This is a genomic window from Ferrimonas sp. YFM, assembly GCF_030296015.1.
GTDB lineage: Bacteria > Pseudomonadota > Gammaproteobacteria > Enterobacterales > Shewanellaceae > Ferrimonas.
This window is the reverse complement of the sequence record NZ_AP027368.1, coordinates 2,765,272-2,778,603: the sequence shown is the minus strand read 5'-3', so window position 1 is coordinate 2,778,603 and position 13,332 is coordinate 2,765,272. Positions and strand designations below refer to the sequence as shown.

At 59.5% G+C, this 13,332-nt stretch carries 14 protein-coding genes; 6 read left to right on the top strand and 8 right to left on the bottom strand.

The window, feature by feature from the left end:
- Nucleotides 1–7: 7 nt before the first annotated feature.
- The 4 genes from QUE41_RS12995 (at nt 8) to QUE41_RS12980 (ending at nt 3,261) form a co-directional block, all read left to right on the top strand.
- Nucleotides 8–1,846 carry a tetratricopeptide repeat-containing diguanylate cyclase gene (locus tag QUE41_RS12995; RefSeq protein ID WP_286339451.1) on the top strand — a complete coding sequence of 613 codons (1,839 nt, stop codon included), beginning with the start codon at nt 8–10 and terminating at the stop codon, nt 1,844–1,846.
- 71 nt (nt 1,847–1,917) lie between these two features.
- Nucleotides 1,918–2,757, top strand: a complete 840-nt coding sequence (locus QUE41_RS12990; protein WP_286342945.1) for an SAM-dependent methyltransferase — start codon at nt 1,918–1,920, stop codon at nt 2,755–2,757.
- On the top strand, nt 2,750–2,995 hold the full coding sequence (locus QUE41_RS12985; RefSeq protein WP_286339450.1) for a hypothetical protein: 246 nt from the start codon (nt 2,750–2,752) through the stop codon (nt 2,993–2,995). Before QUE41_RS12990 ends, QUE41_RS12985 begins: the two co-directional genes overlap by 8 nt.
- Nucleotides 2,996–3,114: 119 nt before the next feature.
- Complete coding sequence (locus tag QUE41_RS12980; RefSeq protein ID WP_286339449.1) at nt 3,115–3,261, top strand: hypothetical protein; 147 nt, start codon at nt 3,115–3,117, stop codon at nt 3,259–3,261.
- 63 nt (nt 3,262–3,324) lie between these two features.
- On the opposite strand, the gene hisIE is transcribed toward QUE41_RS12980, so the two are convergent.
- The 8 genes from hisIE to hisG are packed head-to-tail and all read right to left on the bottom strand — an operon-like array spanning nt 3,325 to nt 10,351.
- On the bottom strand, nt 3,325–3,921 hold the full coding sequence (gene hisIE, locus QUE41_RS12975) for a bifunctional phosphoribosyl-AMP cyclohydrolase/phosphoribosyl-ATP diphosphatase HisIE (protein WP_286339448.1): 597 nt from the start codon (nt 3,919–3,921) through the stop codon (nt 3,325–3,327).
- On the bottom strand, nt 3,918–4,691 hold the full coding sequence (gene hisF / locus QUE41_RS12970) for an imidazole glycerol phosphate synthase subunit HisF (protein WP_286339447.1): 774 nt from the start codon (nt 4,689–4,691) through the stop codon (nt 3,918–3,920). The genes hisIE and hisF overlap by 4 nt, the downstream gene beginning before the upstream one ends.
- The gene (gene hisA, locus QUE41_RS12965) at nt 4,673–5,410 is read right to left on the bottom strand and encodes a 1-(5-phosphoribosyl)-5-[(5-phosphoribosylamino)methylideneamino]imidazole-4-carboxamide isomerase (RefSeq protein WP_286339446.1); all 738 of its coding nucleotides are present in this window, start codon (nt 5,408–5,410) and stop codon (nt 4,673–4,675) included. The genes hisF and hisA overlap by 19 nt, the downstream gene beginning before the upstream one ends.
- The gene (gene hisH / locus QUE41_RS12960) at nt 5,407–6,027 is read right to left on the bottom strand and encodes an imidazole glycerol phosphate synthase subunit HisH (protein ID WP_286339445.1); all 621 of its coding nucleotides are present in this window, start codon (nt 6,025–6,027) and stop codon (nt 5,407–5,409) included. Before hisH ends, hisA begins: the two co-directional genes overlap by 4 nt.
- Nucleotides 6,027–7,094: a bifunctional histidinol-phosphatase/imidazoleglycerol-phosphate dehydratase HisB gene (gene hisB, locus QUE41_RS12955; RefSeq protein WP_286339444.1), complete on the bottom strand. Its 1,068-nt coding sequence runs from the start codon at nt 7,092–7,094 to the stop codon at nt 6,027–6,029. The genes hisH and hisB overlap by 1 nt, the downstream gene beginning before the upstream one ends.
- 2 nt (nt 7,095–7,096) lie before the next feature.
- The gene (gene hisC / locus QUE41_RS12950) at nt 7,097–8,143 is read right to left on the bottom strand and encodes a histidinol-phosphate transaminase (protein ID WP_286339443.1); all 1,047 of its coding nucleotides are present in this window, start codon (nt 8,141–8,143) and stop codon (nt 7,097–7,099) included.
- A 17-nt stretch (nt 8,144–8,160) separates the two neighbouring features.
- Nucleotides 8,161–9,441 (bottom strand): histidinol dehydrogenase, encoded by a 1,281-nt coding sequence (hisD, locus tag QUE41_RS12945; RefSeq protein ID WP_286339442.1) that lies wholly within the window; start codon nt 9,439–9,441, stop codon nt 8,161–8,163.
- A gap of 10 nt (nt 9,442–9,451) precedes the next feature.
- Nucleotides 9,452–10,351, bottom strand: coding sequence for an ATP phosphoribosyltransferase (gene hisG, locus QUE41_RS12940; RefSeq protein ID WP_502876025.1), 900 nt, complete (start codon nt 10,349–10,351; stop codon nt 9,452–9,454).
- A 359-nt stretch (nt 10,352–10,710) separates the two neighbouring features.
- Between hisG and yoaA the strand changes: the two genes are divergently transcribed.
- Nucleotides 10,711–12,624 (top strand): DNA repair helicase YoaA, encoded by a 1,914-nt coding sequence (yoaA, locus tag QUE41_RS12935; protein WP_286339440.1) that lies wholly within the window; start codon nt 10,711–10,713, stop codon nt 12,622–12,624.
- Nucleotides 12,624–13,313: a tRNA (adenosine(37)-N6)-threonylcarbamoyltransferase complex dimerization subunit type 1 TsaB gene (tsaB, locus tag QUE41_RS12930; protein ID WP_286339439.1), complete on the top strand. Its 690-nt coding sequence runs from the start codon at nt 12,624–12,626 to the stop codon at nt 13,311–13,313. Before yoaA ends, tsaB begins: the two co-directional genes overlap by 1 nt.
- Nucleotides 13,314–13,332: the final 19 nt, after the last annotated feature.

Sequence of the window (13,332 nt, the reverse complement as noted above, 5' to 3'; positions counted from 1 at the left end):
TTCTATTATGAAAGGGTACGCTGACTATAAAAATTATCATCGTACTCTTTTTGTTTTTGTGTTTTCGCTTTTTATTCTAGTCTGTCCGGTAAAAGGACAGGAAAGCTATGAAGACATAATCAACAAAGTTACTCAGCTTTCTTTTGAAGATCCTGATAAAGCTGAATCGTATTTCTTGTACTTGGAAAAGAATATTGAAAACCTTAATGAAATTCAAAAGGAAAGATATCATCTGTATTTGGCTTATCACCTTGGGATTAGGCATAAGAGTGAGGAGAGATTAGCAGCACTAGATTCATTCGATTGGAAGTCGGCCTCAATTGATAGTCGTGCGAAGGCATTTCAACAGTATTCTGAAGTTCTTGTGGTGCTTGGTCGTTATAATGATGCTCTCGGTTATGTGACAAAATCTGTAGACTTGCTATCAGAGATAGGTACTCCCCTGAGTCGGTCAATGGTTCTACATTCTGTTGTTACTACATATAAACACTTATTTATGTACGAAGAGTCTTTGAGTTTTGCTGATAAGATGGTGGAGTTGGGATTAGAGTCTTCCAACCTTAGAATACAGTGCTATGGTATGGCGAACAAATTGGATCTGTATTTAAATACGGAAGAATATTCTAGTTTTGATGAAGTTTATAGCGATGCAAAATCGACTTGTATAAATTCGAACGATATGATGGTCGTATCGTTGCTAGTTGCCTTTGAAACTCGTAAGCTTGCCGAAACGGAAAGGTATGCAGAAGCAATTCGTGTCGGTGAAGAAGAATACAAAAATTCAGATAAATCAAAAGGGTTCGAGTTTGTTTCTATACTTGAGAAGTATATAGGGTTTTCATATATAAGATTGGGCAGTCCAGATATTGCTTATTCATATCTCAAAAAGGCTCAGGAAACCCTTGAGATTCAAGAGTATTCAGATCACTTGATTGATGTTTATGAGTATATGTCTGAAGCCTCTATCCAGAAAGGCGAATTTCAAGACGCAAACGCGTATCTCTTAAAGGCCGTAGAGTTACATAAGAGTTTTGAAGAAGAGATTTTGAAAAAGTCTATGGTTTTCAGCCTAGCTTCGATAAAAGCATCAGATTATGTTCATCAATTGAACTTGGCTGAGGAGCGAAATCGCAAGCTTCATTTGGAAAATCAATTAGCCGAGACACGTTTTAATCAGATTCGTGTATTGCTTATTTGGTCCTCTTTGGCGTGTATATTGCTGGCTGTGGTTGTCGTGTTTGTTCAGAAGCAGAAGGCTAAAATTAAGGTTTCATTGGAAACGGACGCGTTAACCAAGGTGCTGTCCAGGGTGAGTTTGATGGAGTCTTGTACCAAGGCGGTGGCTGAGGCGAAGCGGCGGGAGCAGCCGCTGTCTCTGGTGGTGTTTGACTTGGACCACTTCAAGAAGATTAACGATACCTTTGGTCATGCGGTGGGTGACTGGGTGTTGAAGACGGTGTCTCGTGTGGTTCGCAACAGCATCCGTGACAAGGATATTCTGGGTCGCCTGGGTGGTGAGGAGTTCGTTATCTGTTTGCCCAATACGGATATCGAACAGGCCAGGCAGTTGTCGGAACGCTGTCGTGAGGGCTTGGAGCGGATCATTGCGCCGGTGGCCAACAACAAACTGGATATCAGTGCCAGTTTTGGGGTGGCCAAGCTGGATGAGGCCGTGGACAGTCTGGATAAGCTTCTGGTGACCGCTGATAAGTGCCTGTACCAGGCCAAGCATCTGGGGCGCAACCGGGTGGCGACGGTACTGGATGATGAAAGCACCGATGCCTACAAGCCGTCGTTGGGCCTATGTACTTTGCAGGCCGAGCATGGTCAGGTACCACTGAAGTAGAAAGGGCATACCCGGCGGTGGCTTATCGCCGCTACCGGGTATGCTTTTTTGTTGTAGGAAGAGATTGAGTGATGAGCAAACAGGGCAGTTTGGTTTGTGTGGGCTCCGGGATGCGACTGGCTGGTCAGCTTACTCCCAGGGCCAAAAGCTGTATTGAGCAGGCTGATGTGGTGTTGGCGGCCATGGCCAATCATCTGAGCCGCCAATGGATTAAGGAGATGAGCAAGGAGTATCGCTGTTTGCTGGATCTCTATGGCGAGGGCGGCGGCGAAGGTAAGCCTCGGGGCCAGACCTATGATGAGATGGCCGAGCGCATTATGGAGGAGGTGCGCAAGGGGCGCAGAGTGTGCGCGGTGTTCTATGGTCACCCCTCGGTGTTCTCTTGCATCTCCAAGAAGGCGATAGATCTCGCCCGGGCTGAGGAGTTTCCGGCGCATATTGAACCTGGGATATCGGCGGCGGACTGCTTGTATGCGGATCTGGAGGTCGACCCGGCCAGTGCCGGCGAACAGGCGATGGAGTGCACCCAGTTTATGATTTATGAGCGGCGCATTGACCCCAGTGCGCTGCTGATCCTGTGGCAGCCTGGCGTTGCCGGAGATCTCTCCATGAAGCGGTTCGAGACTCATCAGGCCTACATCAAATTGTTGGTGGAGAAGCTGTCCCAGGATTACCCGCTGGACCATGAGGTAATCCTGTATGAGGCGGCCACCTCGCCGCTGGAGCCCACCCGCATCGAGCGCCTGCCTCTGGCCGAACTGCCCCAGGCCACTCTGAATCAGATCACCACTTTGGTGGTGCCACCTTGTCGGGAGATGGCTGCGGATAATGCCATGCTGGATAAGTTGCAGACCCTGGCAGAATCAGTGTGGGATGAGAAAAATAGATCAAACGGAGAAGATGATGATTGAGCTGCTGCTGTACCTGAATGCCCTGGATGTGGATCCGACCTTGGCGCAAAGGCATCAACAAGATCCGCAGAATGCCATGAGTGAGTACGGATTGACCGTGGATCAACGCCAAGTGCTGCTTGAGGGTAACCTCTCTGAGATCGCCAAGGCGATGGGAATAGAAGATGCACACTTAGTGATTCGAGCCCCTCAGGTTCAGCAGAATGGCCCGGTGGTGCCGGAAGTTGAAACTGTTTGATGTAACGGGCAAGGCCCATTTTTAAAGGAGTAAACGATGATCGAGATGTTGATGTACATTAATGCGCTGGACAGCGATCTCATGCTGGCAGAGCAGCACATGCAGGCCCACAGCAAACCATGAGTGAGTATGGTTTGACGGTGGAACAGCAGGAATTGATGTTGCAGAAGAATTTGAAGAAGCTTTTAGATGAAGCTTCCAGCGAAGAGGCCGAGAGAAAGTTGTTTGCTATTCAGATTCAGCAACGCCCTCCTTTTACCGCTTAGATGGAGTAAGTTGAAAGGGCAGCCCAATGGCTGCCCTTTGTTCTATGCAGTTCTCTTCAGCCGCTACTTATGCCGCTGTGCCAGTCTGGCGATTACCTCGGGCAAGGGCACCTGCTGCTGTTCCAGCAGTACGGTGAGGTGGTAGAGCAGGTCGGCGGTCTCATCCAGCAGGTTTTCCCTGTCGTTGGTGGCCGCGGCCAGGGCCACTTCCACACCCTCTTCACCCACCTTCTGGGCCACCCGTCTGGGGTTGCCCGCCAACAGCTTGGCGGTGTAGCTGCTGTCTGGGTCGGCGTCTCGGCGGGCGGCCACCACCTGGGCCAGTTTGCCCAGGAAGGGCTGATTGTCCAAGTCGTTAAAGCAGCTGGTGTTGCCCAGGTGGCAGGTGGGGCCGGCAGGGGTGGCCTGCACTAGGATGGCGTCGTTGTCGCAGTCGGTGCCGATGCTCACCAGGGAGAGCACATTGCCGGAGCTCTCCCCCTTGGTCCACAGCCTGTCCTTGGAGCGGCTGTAGAAGGTGACCTTGCCGCTCTCCAGGGTGACCGCCAGGGCCTCCGGGTTCATGTAGCCCAGCATCAGCACCTGACCACTGTAGTGATCCTGAACCACGGCGGGGACCAGGTTGTTCATCTTGTTCCAATCGATTGAGAGAGTGGTCATAGCCGTACCTCGATGCCTTGCTGTTTCAGATAGCCCTTGAGCTCCATGATATCGATGATCTGTTTGTGGAACACCGATGCGGCCAGGGCGCCGTCCACCCGGGCCTGCTTGAACACGTCGGCGAAGTGCTCCATGGCGCCGGCGCCGCCGGAGGCGATCAGCGGCAGTCCACTGACCTGACGAATGGCACTGAGCTGATCGATGTCGTAGCCCTTACGCACGCCGTCCTGATTCATTACGTTGAGGACAATCTCGCCGGCGCCGCGCTTCTCCACCTCCTGGGCCCAGTCCTGGGTGTACCACTGGGTCTGACGGGTGGCAGACTCGTCGCCGGTGAACTGATACACCTTGTAGCTGCCGCTCTCCTTATCGAACCAGGAGTCGATGCCCACCACCACGCACTGGCGGCCGAAGGTGTCGTTGAGGCGGGTGATCAGGCTGGGGTCCGCCAGGGCGGGGGAGTTCACCGAGATCTTATCTGCGCCATCCGCCAGAATCTGGCGGGCGTCTTCAATGGTGCGAATGCCGCCGGCGACGCAGAAGGGGATGTCCAGGCGCTCGGCCACGGCGCTGACCCAACTCTTGTCCACGGTGCGGCCGTCGCTGCTGGCGGTGATGTCGTAGAACACCAGTTCATCGGCACCCTCGTCGGCGTAGCGCTGAGCCAGGTTGAGGATGTCGCCCACCACCTCATGGTTACGAAACTGCACGCCCTTAACCACCTGGCCCGCCTTGACGTCCAGGCAGGGGATTATCCGTTTTGCCAGCATGCCAGAGCCTCCTCGATGGTAAAACGGCCGGTGAGCAGGGCCTTGCCGATGATGATGCCGCCGATGCCGATGGCTTTCAGCTGCTTGAGATCCTCCAGCTCGGCGATGCCGCCGGAAGCCTGCCAGCTTATCTCCGGGTATTGGCCTATCAGGGTCTGGTAGAGGGTCACGTTGGGGCCGGTGAGCATGCCGTCGCGGTCGATGTCGGTGCACAGCACGTGCTTGAGACCAGCCAGGCGCAGCGGGGCGATCACCTCTTCCACCAGTTTGCCCGAGCCTTTTTGCCAGCCGTGGGTGGCTACCTGGGCGTTGCCCTGGTCATCCAGCAGCAGGTCCAGGGCGACGGTGATGCGCTCGGCGCCATACTCCTGAATCCAGCTGGCGACCAGCTGTGGATCGCGGGCGGCCAGGGAGCCGATGACCACCTTGTCCACCCCTAGCTTCAGCAGGGCTTCCACTTCGGCTTTGTCGCGGATGCCACCGCCCACCTGGATGGGGCAGTTAAGGTTCTCCACCAGCCGGGTCAGGGTGGTCAGCTGGCGGTTGGCGGGATCCTTGGCGCCGTCGAGATCGACGATGTGCAGCAGGGCGCTGCCGGCGTCGCGGTAGTGGCTGAGCTGGGCCAGGGGATCGGTGTCAAACTGGGTCACCTGGTTGAAGTCGCCCTTTTTCAGGCGCACCACCTGGCCGTTGATTAGATCGATGGCGGGTATGATCACGCTGTCATCTCCAAGAAATTGCTGAGTATCTTAGCGCCCACGGCGCCACTGCGTTCGGGGTGAAACTGCACCCCCATCAGGTTATCCCGGCCTACGGCGGCGGAGAAGGACTGGCCGTAGTCGCTGCTGGCCAGGGTGAGCTCGCCCACCGGGGCCGCGTAGCTGTGGACGAAGTAGACGTAACTGCCCTCATCGATGCCCTTGAACAGCGGATGGTCGCTGGGCGCCAAAGTGTTCCAACCCATATGGGGCAAAGGCTGACCACCGGTTTCCAGCTGGGCCACTGTGAAGGGCAGCAGACCGGTCATCGGCGTCTGTTCGCCGGCGGCGGCGCTCTCCTCGCTGGCCTGGCCCAGCAGCTGCATCCCCAGGCAGATCCCCAGCAGGGGCTGGCTCACCTGGGTGAGGGTGTCTAGCACGCCGCTCTCTCTGAGGGCGGCCATACCGGCGCTTGCACTGCCGACACCGGGCAGGATCAGCCTCGGGCTGGCGAGGATCACCTCCGGATCCCGGCTGACGGTGACCTGGGCGCCCAGGCGGGCCAGGGCGAAGCGCACCGACGCCAGGTTGGCGCAGCCGGTGTCGATGATGGTGACTTTTGGGGCGTCCTGGCTCATCAGAGCACCCCCTTGGAGGAGGGCAGCTCACTGCCTTGGATGCGCACCGCCTGGCGGAGGGTTCGGCCAAACACCTTGAACAGCGCCTCCACCTTGTGGTGCTCGTTGTCGCCGTCTACAGACAGATGCAGGGTGGCGCCCAGGCTGTCGGCCAGGGAGCGGAAGAAGTGGGAGACCATCTCGGTGCTGAGATCGCCGACCTTGTCGCGAGTGAATTCGGCTTCGAAGCGCAGGTAGGGGCGACCGGACAGGTCCAGCAGGCACTGGGCACCGGTCTCGTCCATGGGCAGGGCGAAGCCGAAGCGGCCAATGCCTCGCTTGTCGCCGAGGGCCTGCTTCAGTGCCTGGCCCAGGGTCAGGGCCACGTCCTCGACGCTGTGGTGTTCGTCGATGTGCAGGTCGCCGCTCATGGAGAGGGTCAGGCCGATGCCGCCGTGGGTGGCGATCTGCTCCAGCATGTGGTCGAAGAAACCCACGCCGGTGTTGATGCTCACCGGGCCCGGGCTGTCGAGATCCACCTCAATCTGGATGTCGGTCTCACGGGTGGTGCGCCGGGCGGTGGCACGCCGTTCACCCTGGGTGAGCTGAGCCAGAATCTGCTCCCAGCCGAAGTTGTCTCTGTCGTAGCGGATGCCGGCCACGCCCATGGCGCAGGCCAGTTCCATGTCGGTCTCCCGGTCGCCAATGACGGCGGAGCGGGTGAAGTCCACCTTGCCCTGGGTCAGGTAGTCGCGTACCAGCCCCAGCTTGGGTTTGCGGCAGCTGCAGTTGTCGCTGTCGAAGTGGGGGCAGATCAGCACCTCGTCGAAGCGCACTCCCTGGCTGGTGAACAGGGCCATCATGGCGTCGTGGGGGGCATCGAAGTCCACCTGGGGGAAGCTGTCGGTGCCCAGGCCGTCCTGGTTGGAGACCATCACCAGACGGTAGCCCGCCTGCTGCAGGGCCAGCAGGGCCGGCACCACCGCGGGCTCAAACACCAGCTTCTCCAGGGAGTCGAGCTGTTTGTCGATGGGCGGCTCCTCTACCAGGGTGCCGTCACGGTCGATAAAGAGGATGGGTTGTTTCATGGTTATGCATCCTGTTGAAAAGCGGTCAGGGCGTTGGTGAGCAGCTCCATTTCGGAATCGCTGCCGATGCTGATTCTGAGCCAGCCGGGCAGGGCGCCGTAGGCTCGAATCAGTATCCCCTGAGTTTGTAGGGTTTTAAAGAGGTCGTCGGCGCCATCGGCCTTAAACAGAACAAAGTTAGCGGCGGACTCCAGCACCTGATCGACATACGTCAGTGTGCTGAGGGCGGTCACCAGGGCGCTGCGGCGGGCATTGAGCTGAGCCACCTGGCTCTGCATGCGGCGGATGCCAAAGTCGCTCAGAGTCTCCAGGGCCAGGTCGGCCACGGGCTTGGGTACCGGGTAGGGGGCGATCACCTTCTCCAGCATGGTGATGATCTCTTTGCCTGCCAGCAGGAAGCCGCAGCGGGCGCCGGCCAGGGCAAACGCCTTGGAGAGGGTGCGCAGCACCACCAGGTTGGGGCAACCGCCAATGGCGTCTGCCAGGCTCTGGTCGGCGCAGAACTCAATGTAGGCTTCATCCACCACCACCAGGGTATCTGGCAGGGCGTCCGCCAGGGCCAGCAGATCCTCGCGCGGCACCAGGCTGCCGGTGGGGTTGTTGGGGTTGCAGACGAACACCAGCTTGGCACCCCGGCCCGCCTCGGTCAGCGCCAATGGCAACTGATAGCCCTCCTCCCAGGGCACCGCCTGATACTCGACGCCGCAGGTGAGGGCGCTGATGCCGTACATGCCGTAGCTGGGGGCCAGGCTGACCACCTTGTCCTGACCGGGCACACAGAAGGTGCGGATCAGCAGTTCAATCCCTTCGTCGGCGCCGCGGGTGATCAACAGCTGCTCTGGACGCACGCCGGCATAGCCAGCGTAGGCGGCGCGCAGCTCAGGTGGCTGACAGTCCGGATAGCGGTTGACGTCCGCCACATTGGCGTTACGCCAGGGGCTCTCGTTGGCATTGAGCCAGACATCGCCACCACTCATGCTGCGGCGGGCGGAGGCGTAGGGAACGAGTTCCCTCAGTTCGGGGCGACAGAGGCGTTCGGCCAGGTTCATTATTGCTCTCCTTATTCTTAATCCAGTTGCGCCATGCGTAGGGACACTGCCTTGGCGTGGGCATCCAGGCCTTCGGCGTCGGCCAGGGCTATCACCGTGGGGGCCAGTCCCTTGAGGCCGTCGCGGCTTAGCTCCTGCACCGTATAGCGACGGCAGAAGTCCGCCAGAGACAGACTCGACGCACTGCGGGAGGCGCCATAGGTGGGCAACACGTGGTTGGTGCCACTGGCGTAGTCGCCCACAGACTCCGGAGACCAGGGCCCGAGGAAGATGGAGCCAGCGGCGCGCAGTGTGCCCAGCAATTCTCTGGGGGCTTTGGTCTGCACAATAAGGTGCTCAGGGCCATAGGCGTTGGAGACCTCACAGGCCTGTGCCAGGCTCTGTACCACCAGGGCGCGGCTCTGTGACAGGGCGGCGGCGGCGATCTCCTTACGGCTCAATGTGGTGAGCTGACTGACCAGGGCGGCGTTGACCTTGTCGGCAAAGCTGTCGCTGAGACACACCAGCATCGCCTGACTGTCCTCGCCGTGCTCTGCCTGGGAGAGCAGGTCGGCGGCCACGAATTCGGGGTTGGCGTCGTCATCGGCGATCACCAGCACCTCGGAGGGGCCGGCGGGCATGTCGATGGCGGTGCCACTCTGGCTGGCCTGGGTCTTGGCTTCGGTGACGAAGCGGTTGCCCGGGCCGAAGATCTTGTCCACCTTGGGCACGGTCTCGGTGCCAAAGGCGAGGGCGGCGATGGCCTGGGCGCCGCCGATGGGGATCAACTGCTGCACCCCGCAGCGCCAGGCGGCGTAGCAGATGGCGTCGCTCACCGGAGGCGGAGTGGTCATCACCCGCACGTCGCAGCCAGCCAGCTTGGCGGGCAGGGCCTGCATCAACACCGAGGAGACCAGGGGGGCACTGCCGCCGGGAACATAGAGGCCCACCCGCTCAATGGCTTCGCTGCGCAGTTCGCAGACGACGCCGGGCTGGGTTTCCACTCGTACCGGCTGGAACTGCTGAGCGTCGTGGAAGGCAGTCAGGTTGTCGATGGCGGCGTCGATGGCGACCTTGAGGCTGGCATCGATGCGTTGGCCACGGCGGCCCAGTTCCTCGTTGTCGTAGGCCAGGGCGTCGGGGCGGCCTCCGTCGAACTTCTCGCTCAGCTCAAGCAGGGCGTTGTCGCCACCGCGGCGGACCTGGTCGAGAATGCCCGCCACCGCCTGGGTGAGGTCGGCGCTTTGCACCTGATCCGCCCGGGCCAGGGCCAGAGTCTGTTCGGTGTCGCACAGCTGGTTCCAGTTGAGTACTTTCATCTCTAACCTCTTAACCCAGCATCTTCTCAATGGGCAGCACCAGGATGGAGCTGGCACCCAGGGCCTTAAGCTGTTCCATGGTTTCCCAGAACAGGGTTTCGGAGCTGACCGCGTGCAGGGCCACCCGCTCGCTGTCCTGGGCCAGGGGCAGGATGGTGGGGTTCTCGGCGCCGGGCAGCAGGGCCACCACTTCATCCAGGGTTGCCTTGGGGGCGTGCAGCATGATGTATTTGCTCTCCCGGGCCTGGATGACGCCGTTGATGCGGGTCAGCAGTTTGTCCACCAGCTCCTGGTTGGCGGCGCTCAAGGGGGAGGCGGTCTGAATCAGGGTGGCCTTGGAGCGGAAGATCACCTCGGTCTCCTTCAGGCCGTTGGCTTCCAGGGTGGCGCCGGTGCTCACCAGATCGCAGATGGCGTCGGCCAGGCCGGCGCGGGGCGCCACCTCTACCGAGCCCTTGAGCATGCAATCGCTGAAGGGGACGCCGGTCTTCTTCATGTAGCTGGCCAGCAGGTAGGGGTAGGAGGTGGCGATGCGTTTGCCCGCCAGGGTGGTGGGGCCGTCCCAGGCCAAGTCCTTGTCCACCGCCAGGGAGAGGCGGCAGCCGCCGAAGTCCAGGCGGCGCAGGGTGGTGAATTCACAGGGGCGACTCATCGCCTCGCGCTCCAGGCGCTCCTCCTCCAGCACGTTCTCGCCGACGATGCCCAGGTCCACCACGCCGTCCATCACCAAACCGGGGATGTCATCGTCGCGGACACGCAGGATGTCGATGGGCAGGTTCTGGCAGTGGGACAGCAGGCGCTGGTCCCGCAGGTTGAGTTTGAGGCCGGCACCCTTGAGCAGGGTTTGGCATTCATCGGCCAGGCGGCCGGATTTTTGGATGGCGATTCTCAGTCGTTGTTGAGTCATGATTCAGTCCTGATAATAAAACAAAAAACCCTGGGCGCTTGCTCCAGGGTTCTTGTGTGTTCAGGTTCTGAATCCGCTGGAGGGCGCCGTTTAAACAGCAGCCTCCAGCGACAATGCCAAAGGCTACCGCTTGAAATGATGATGGTGATGTAGGGCGGTAAACTTCAGCATGGGTGCGAATTCCTAATGATTCAGTACAAAATTCTGTGCACGTTCAACGTGGCGTGCTTTTAAGCTAATTCAGTGAATAAATAATTGCAACAACCAATTTACGCTTTTTTTCTGATGAATCCATAACCCCGCTGTCAGGGGCGGCAGGCTGTGTCATAATGGCCGCCCCTTAGATGTTTGTGTGCCGCTCCATGTCCCGTTTCTCCAGCAAAATCAAAAAGGCGTTCGCCGCCGATGGCCTGCTGGCAGAGACTCTGGAGGAGTTTCGTTACCGTCCGCAACAGCAGCAACTGGCCCATGCGCTGGCGGAGCACAGCACTCCGGGCAAGGTGCTGGTGGCGGAGGCGGGCACCGGCATCGGCAAGACCTTTGCCTATCTGCTGCCAGCCCTGCTGAGCGGCAAGAAAGTGGCCATCAGTACCGGCACCAAGAACCTGCAAGATCAGCTCTTTTTCAAAGATCTTCCCCGACTTTTGCCGCTGATCGACTCAGGCATCAAGGTGGCTTTGCTTAAGGGGCGGGGCAACTATCTGTGCCTCTATCACCTGACTCAGCAGCTGGCGGACCCGGAGGCCCAGACCCCGGTGGAGATGGATCAGCTGATTCGCATCCGCAGCTGGGCCAATGGCACCGGCACCGGGGATATGGCGGAGATGGACTCCCTGGCGGAGGACGCCCCCATACTGCGCAAGGTGACCTCGACCCAGGACAACTGTCTGGGTAAGGCCTGCCCGGATTTCGACCGCTGCTTCCTGAAAAAGGCCAGGGCCAAGGCGATGGGGGCGGATCTGGTGGTGATCAACCATCACCTGTTCTTCGCCGATTCGGCGCTGAGAGAGCAAGGCTTTGGTGAGCTCCTGCCTGAGCTGAACTGGATCATCTTTGATGAGGCCCATCAACTGCCGGACATCGCCCTGACCCGCTACGGTGAGCGCCTCTCCGCCTCCAGCTTTCACTACTTGGGCAGGGACGTGCGCCGGGTGTATAAGACCCTGAAGGACTGCAAATCCCTGGAGACCCGGGCCGACGAGCTCAGCCAGTGGGCCGATGAGCTGACCGAGGCGATTCAGGCCAACGGCGAACCGGCCTGGCAGGCACAGCTGGGGTTTGAGGCGGTGTCTGGCGCTTGGCAGGGGTTGACCCGCTCCCTGGGCTTACTGAAAACCGAACTGGGCTACCACCTGGGACGGGATGAGCTGGGTGACCAATGCTTCGAGCGCAGTGCCCGGCTGATGGGGTTGCTGGAGCACTTTGGCAGCCCGGATGCCAAGCGCATCTACCGGCTGGAGCGGCGGGAGCGAGGCTTTGGCCTGGTCTCCAGTCCCATGTCGGTGCGGGATGAGCTCAAGGCGCTCTATAACAGTTACCACTGCGCCTGGGCCTTTACTTCGGCCACTTTGCAGGTGGGAGGGGACTTCGGTTACTTCAGCCGGCAGATGGCCCTGGAGAAGGCCGACTCACTGATACTGGACAGCCCCTTCGATTACGCCAGCCAGGCGCTGATGTGTGTCCCTAGGCACCTTCCTCTGCCCCATGAGGCCAATGTGGCGGAGCATCTGGCCGAGATCGCCTCCAAGCTGATTGAGGCGGCGGACGGGCGCACCTTCCTGCTGTTCACCAGTTACCAGATGATGTACCGGGTCGGGGAGCTGCTCAGTCACCGCCAGAGCCGGCCATTGCTGGTGCAGGGGATGGACTCCAAGCGGCAGCTGCTGAGCCGCTATCATGCCTACGGCAACGCGGTGCTGCTGGGTACCGCGGCGTTCTGGGAGGGGGTGGACGTTAGAGGCCGTGCGCTCTGTTGTGTTATGATCGACAAGCTGCCTTTCGTCTCTCCGGACGACCCCCTGACCCAGGCCAGGCTGACCGCCTGTGAACGCAGTGGTCAGGATCCCTTTGCCATGGTGCAATTGCCTCAGGCGATCCTCGCCCTGAAGCAGGGTGTCGGCCGATTGATTCGCAGCGAACAGGACCAGGGGGTGCTGGTGATCTGCGACCCCAGACTGGTTCAGCGCCCCTATGGCGAACAGTTTATACGCAGCCTGCCTCCGATGACGCGGACCCGCGGGCTGGACAAGGCTCTAGCACGATTAAGAGAAGTTTGATGTCTGAAAAGATTTTAATCATCGATACCGCCACCGAGAACTGCTCGGCGGCCCTGGTACTCGGTGATCGGGTGATTGACCTGTGTGAAGAGGCTCCCCGGGAGCACAGCCAGAAGATCCTGCCTTTTGTGGAGCAACTGCTGGCAGAGGGGGGCGTGACCCTGGCCCAGCTGGACGCCATCGGCTTTGGCCGCGGTCCAGGTAGCTTCACCGGTATCCGCATCGGCACCGCCATGATGCAGGGGCTGGCCCTGGGGGCGGAGCTGCCGGTACTGCCCATCTCCAACCTGGCGGCCATGGCTCAAGGCGCCATCGATGCCGGTGCCAGCACAGTAATAGCCGCCATCGACGCCCGCATGGGCGAGGTGTATGTGGGACGCTACGAGAGCCGCGATGGCCTGGCCACCCTGGTGGGGCAGGAGCTGGTGATCGCCCCCGATGAACTGCTGGCCCTGGAGCTGATGCAGGGTGAGGGACTGGTGGCCGTGGGGACAGGATTTGAGACCTACCCAGAGCTGCTGGTTAATGGCCGCCTGAGTGTCAGTGGCGATCATCGTCTGCCCAGTGCTAAGATGATGGTGCCTCTGGCACTGGAACTCTATCGCAACGGCGGCGCCCAGCCTCTGGAGCAGGTAGAGCCAGTGTATTTGAGAGACAATGTTGCCTGGAAAAAGATGCCGGGTAAGTGATACCAAAATTATTAGATAG

What these genes read in the sequence shown, in the direction of transcription:
- hisB (WP_286339444.1), bottom strand. Translation starts at nt 7,094, where the DNA reads ATGAAACAACCCATCCTCTTTATCGACCGTGACGGCACCCTGGTAGAG.
- QUE41_RS12995 (WP_286339451.1), top strand. Translation starts at nt 8, where the DNA reads ATGAAAGGGTACGCTGACTATAAAAATTATCATCGTACTCTTTTTGTT.
- QUE41_RS12980 (WP_286339449.1), top strand. Translation starts at nt 3,115, where the DNA reads ATGAGTGAGTATGGTTTGACGGTGGAACAGCAGGAATTGATGTTGCAG.
- hisH (WP_286339445.1), bottom strand. Translation starts at nt 6,027, where the DNA reads ATGAGCCAGGACGCCCCAAAAGTCACCATCATCGACACCGGCTGCGCC.
- tsaB (WP_286339439.1), top strand. Translation starts at nt 12,624, where the DNA reads ATGTCTGAAAAGATTTTAATCATCGATACCGCCACCGAGAACTGCTCG.
- hisIE (WP_286339448.1), bottom strand. Translation starts at nt 3,921, where the DNA reads ATGACCACTCTCTCAATCGATTGGAACAAGATGAACAACCTGGTCCCC.
- hisC (WP_286339443.1), bottom strand. Translation starts at nt 8,143, where the DNA reads ATGAACCTGGCCGAACGCCTCTGTCGCCCCGAACTGAGGGAACTCGTT.
- hisD (WP_286339442.1), bottom strand. Translation starts at nt 9,441, where the DNA reads ATGAAAGTACTCAACTGGAACCAGCTGTGCGACACCGAACAGACTCTG.
- yoaA (WP_286339440.1), top strand. Translation starts at nt 10,711, where the DNA reads ATGTCCCGTTTCTCCAGCAAAATCAAAAAGGCGTTCGCCGCCGATGGC.
- QUE41_RS12990 (WP_286342945.1), top strand. Translation starts at nt 1,918, where the DNA reads ATGAGCAAACAGGGCAGTTTGGTTTGTGTGGGCTCCGGGATGCGACTG.
- hisF (WP_286339447.1), bottom strand. Translation starts at nt 4,691, where the DNA reads ATGCTGGCAAAACGGATAATCCCCTGCCTGGACGTCAAGGCGGGCCAG.
- QUE41_RS12985 (WP_286339450.1), top strand. Translation starts at nt 2,750, where the DNA reads ATGATTGAGCTGCTGCTGTACCTGAATGCCCTGGATGTGGATCCGACC.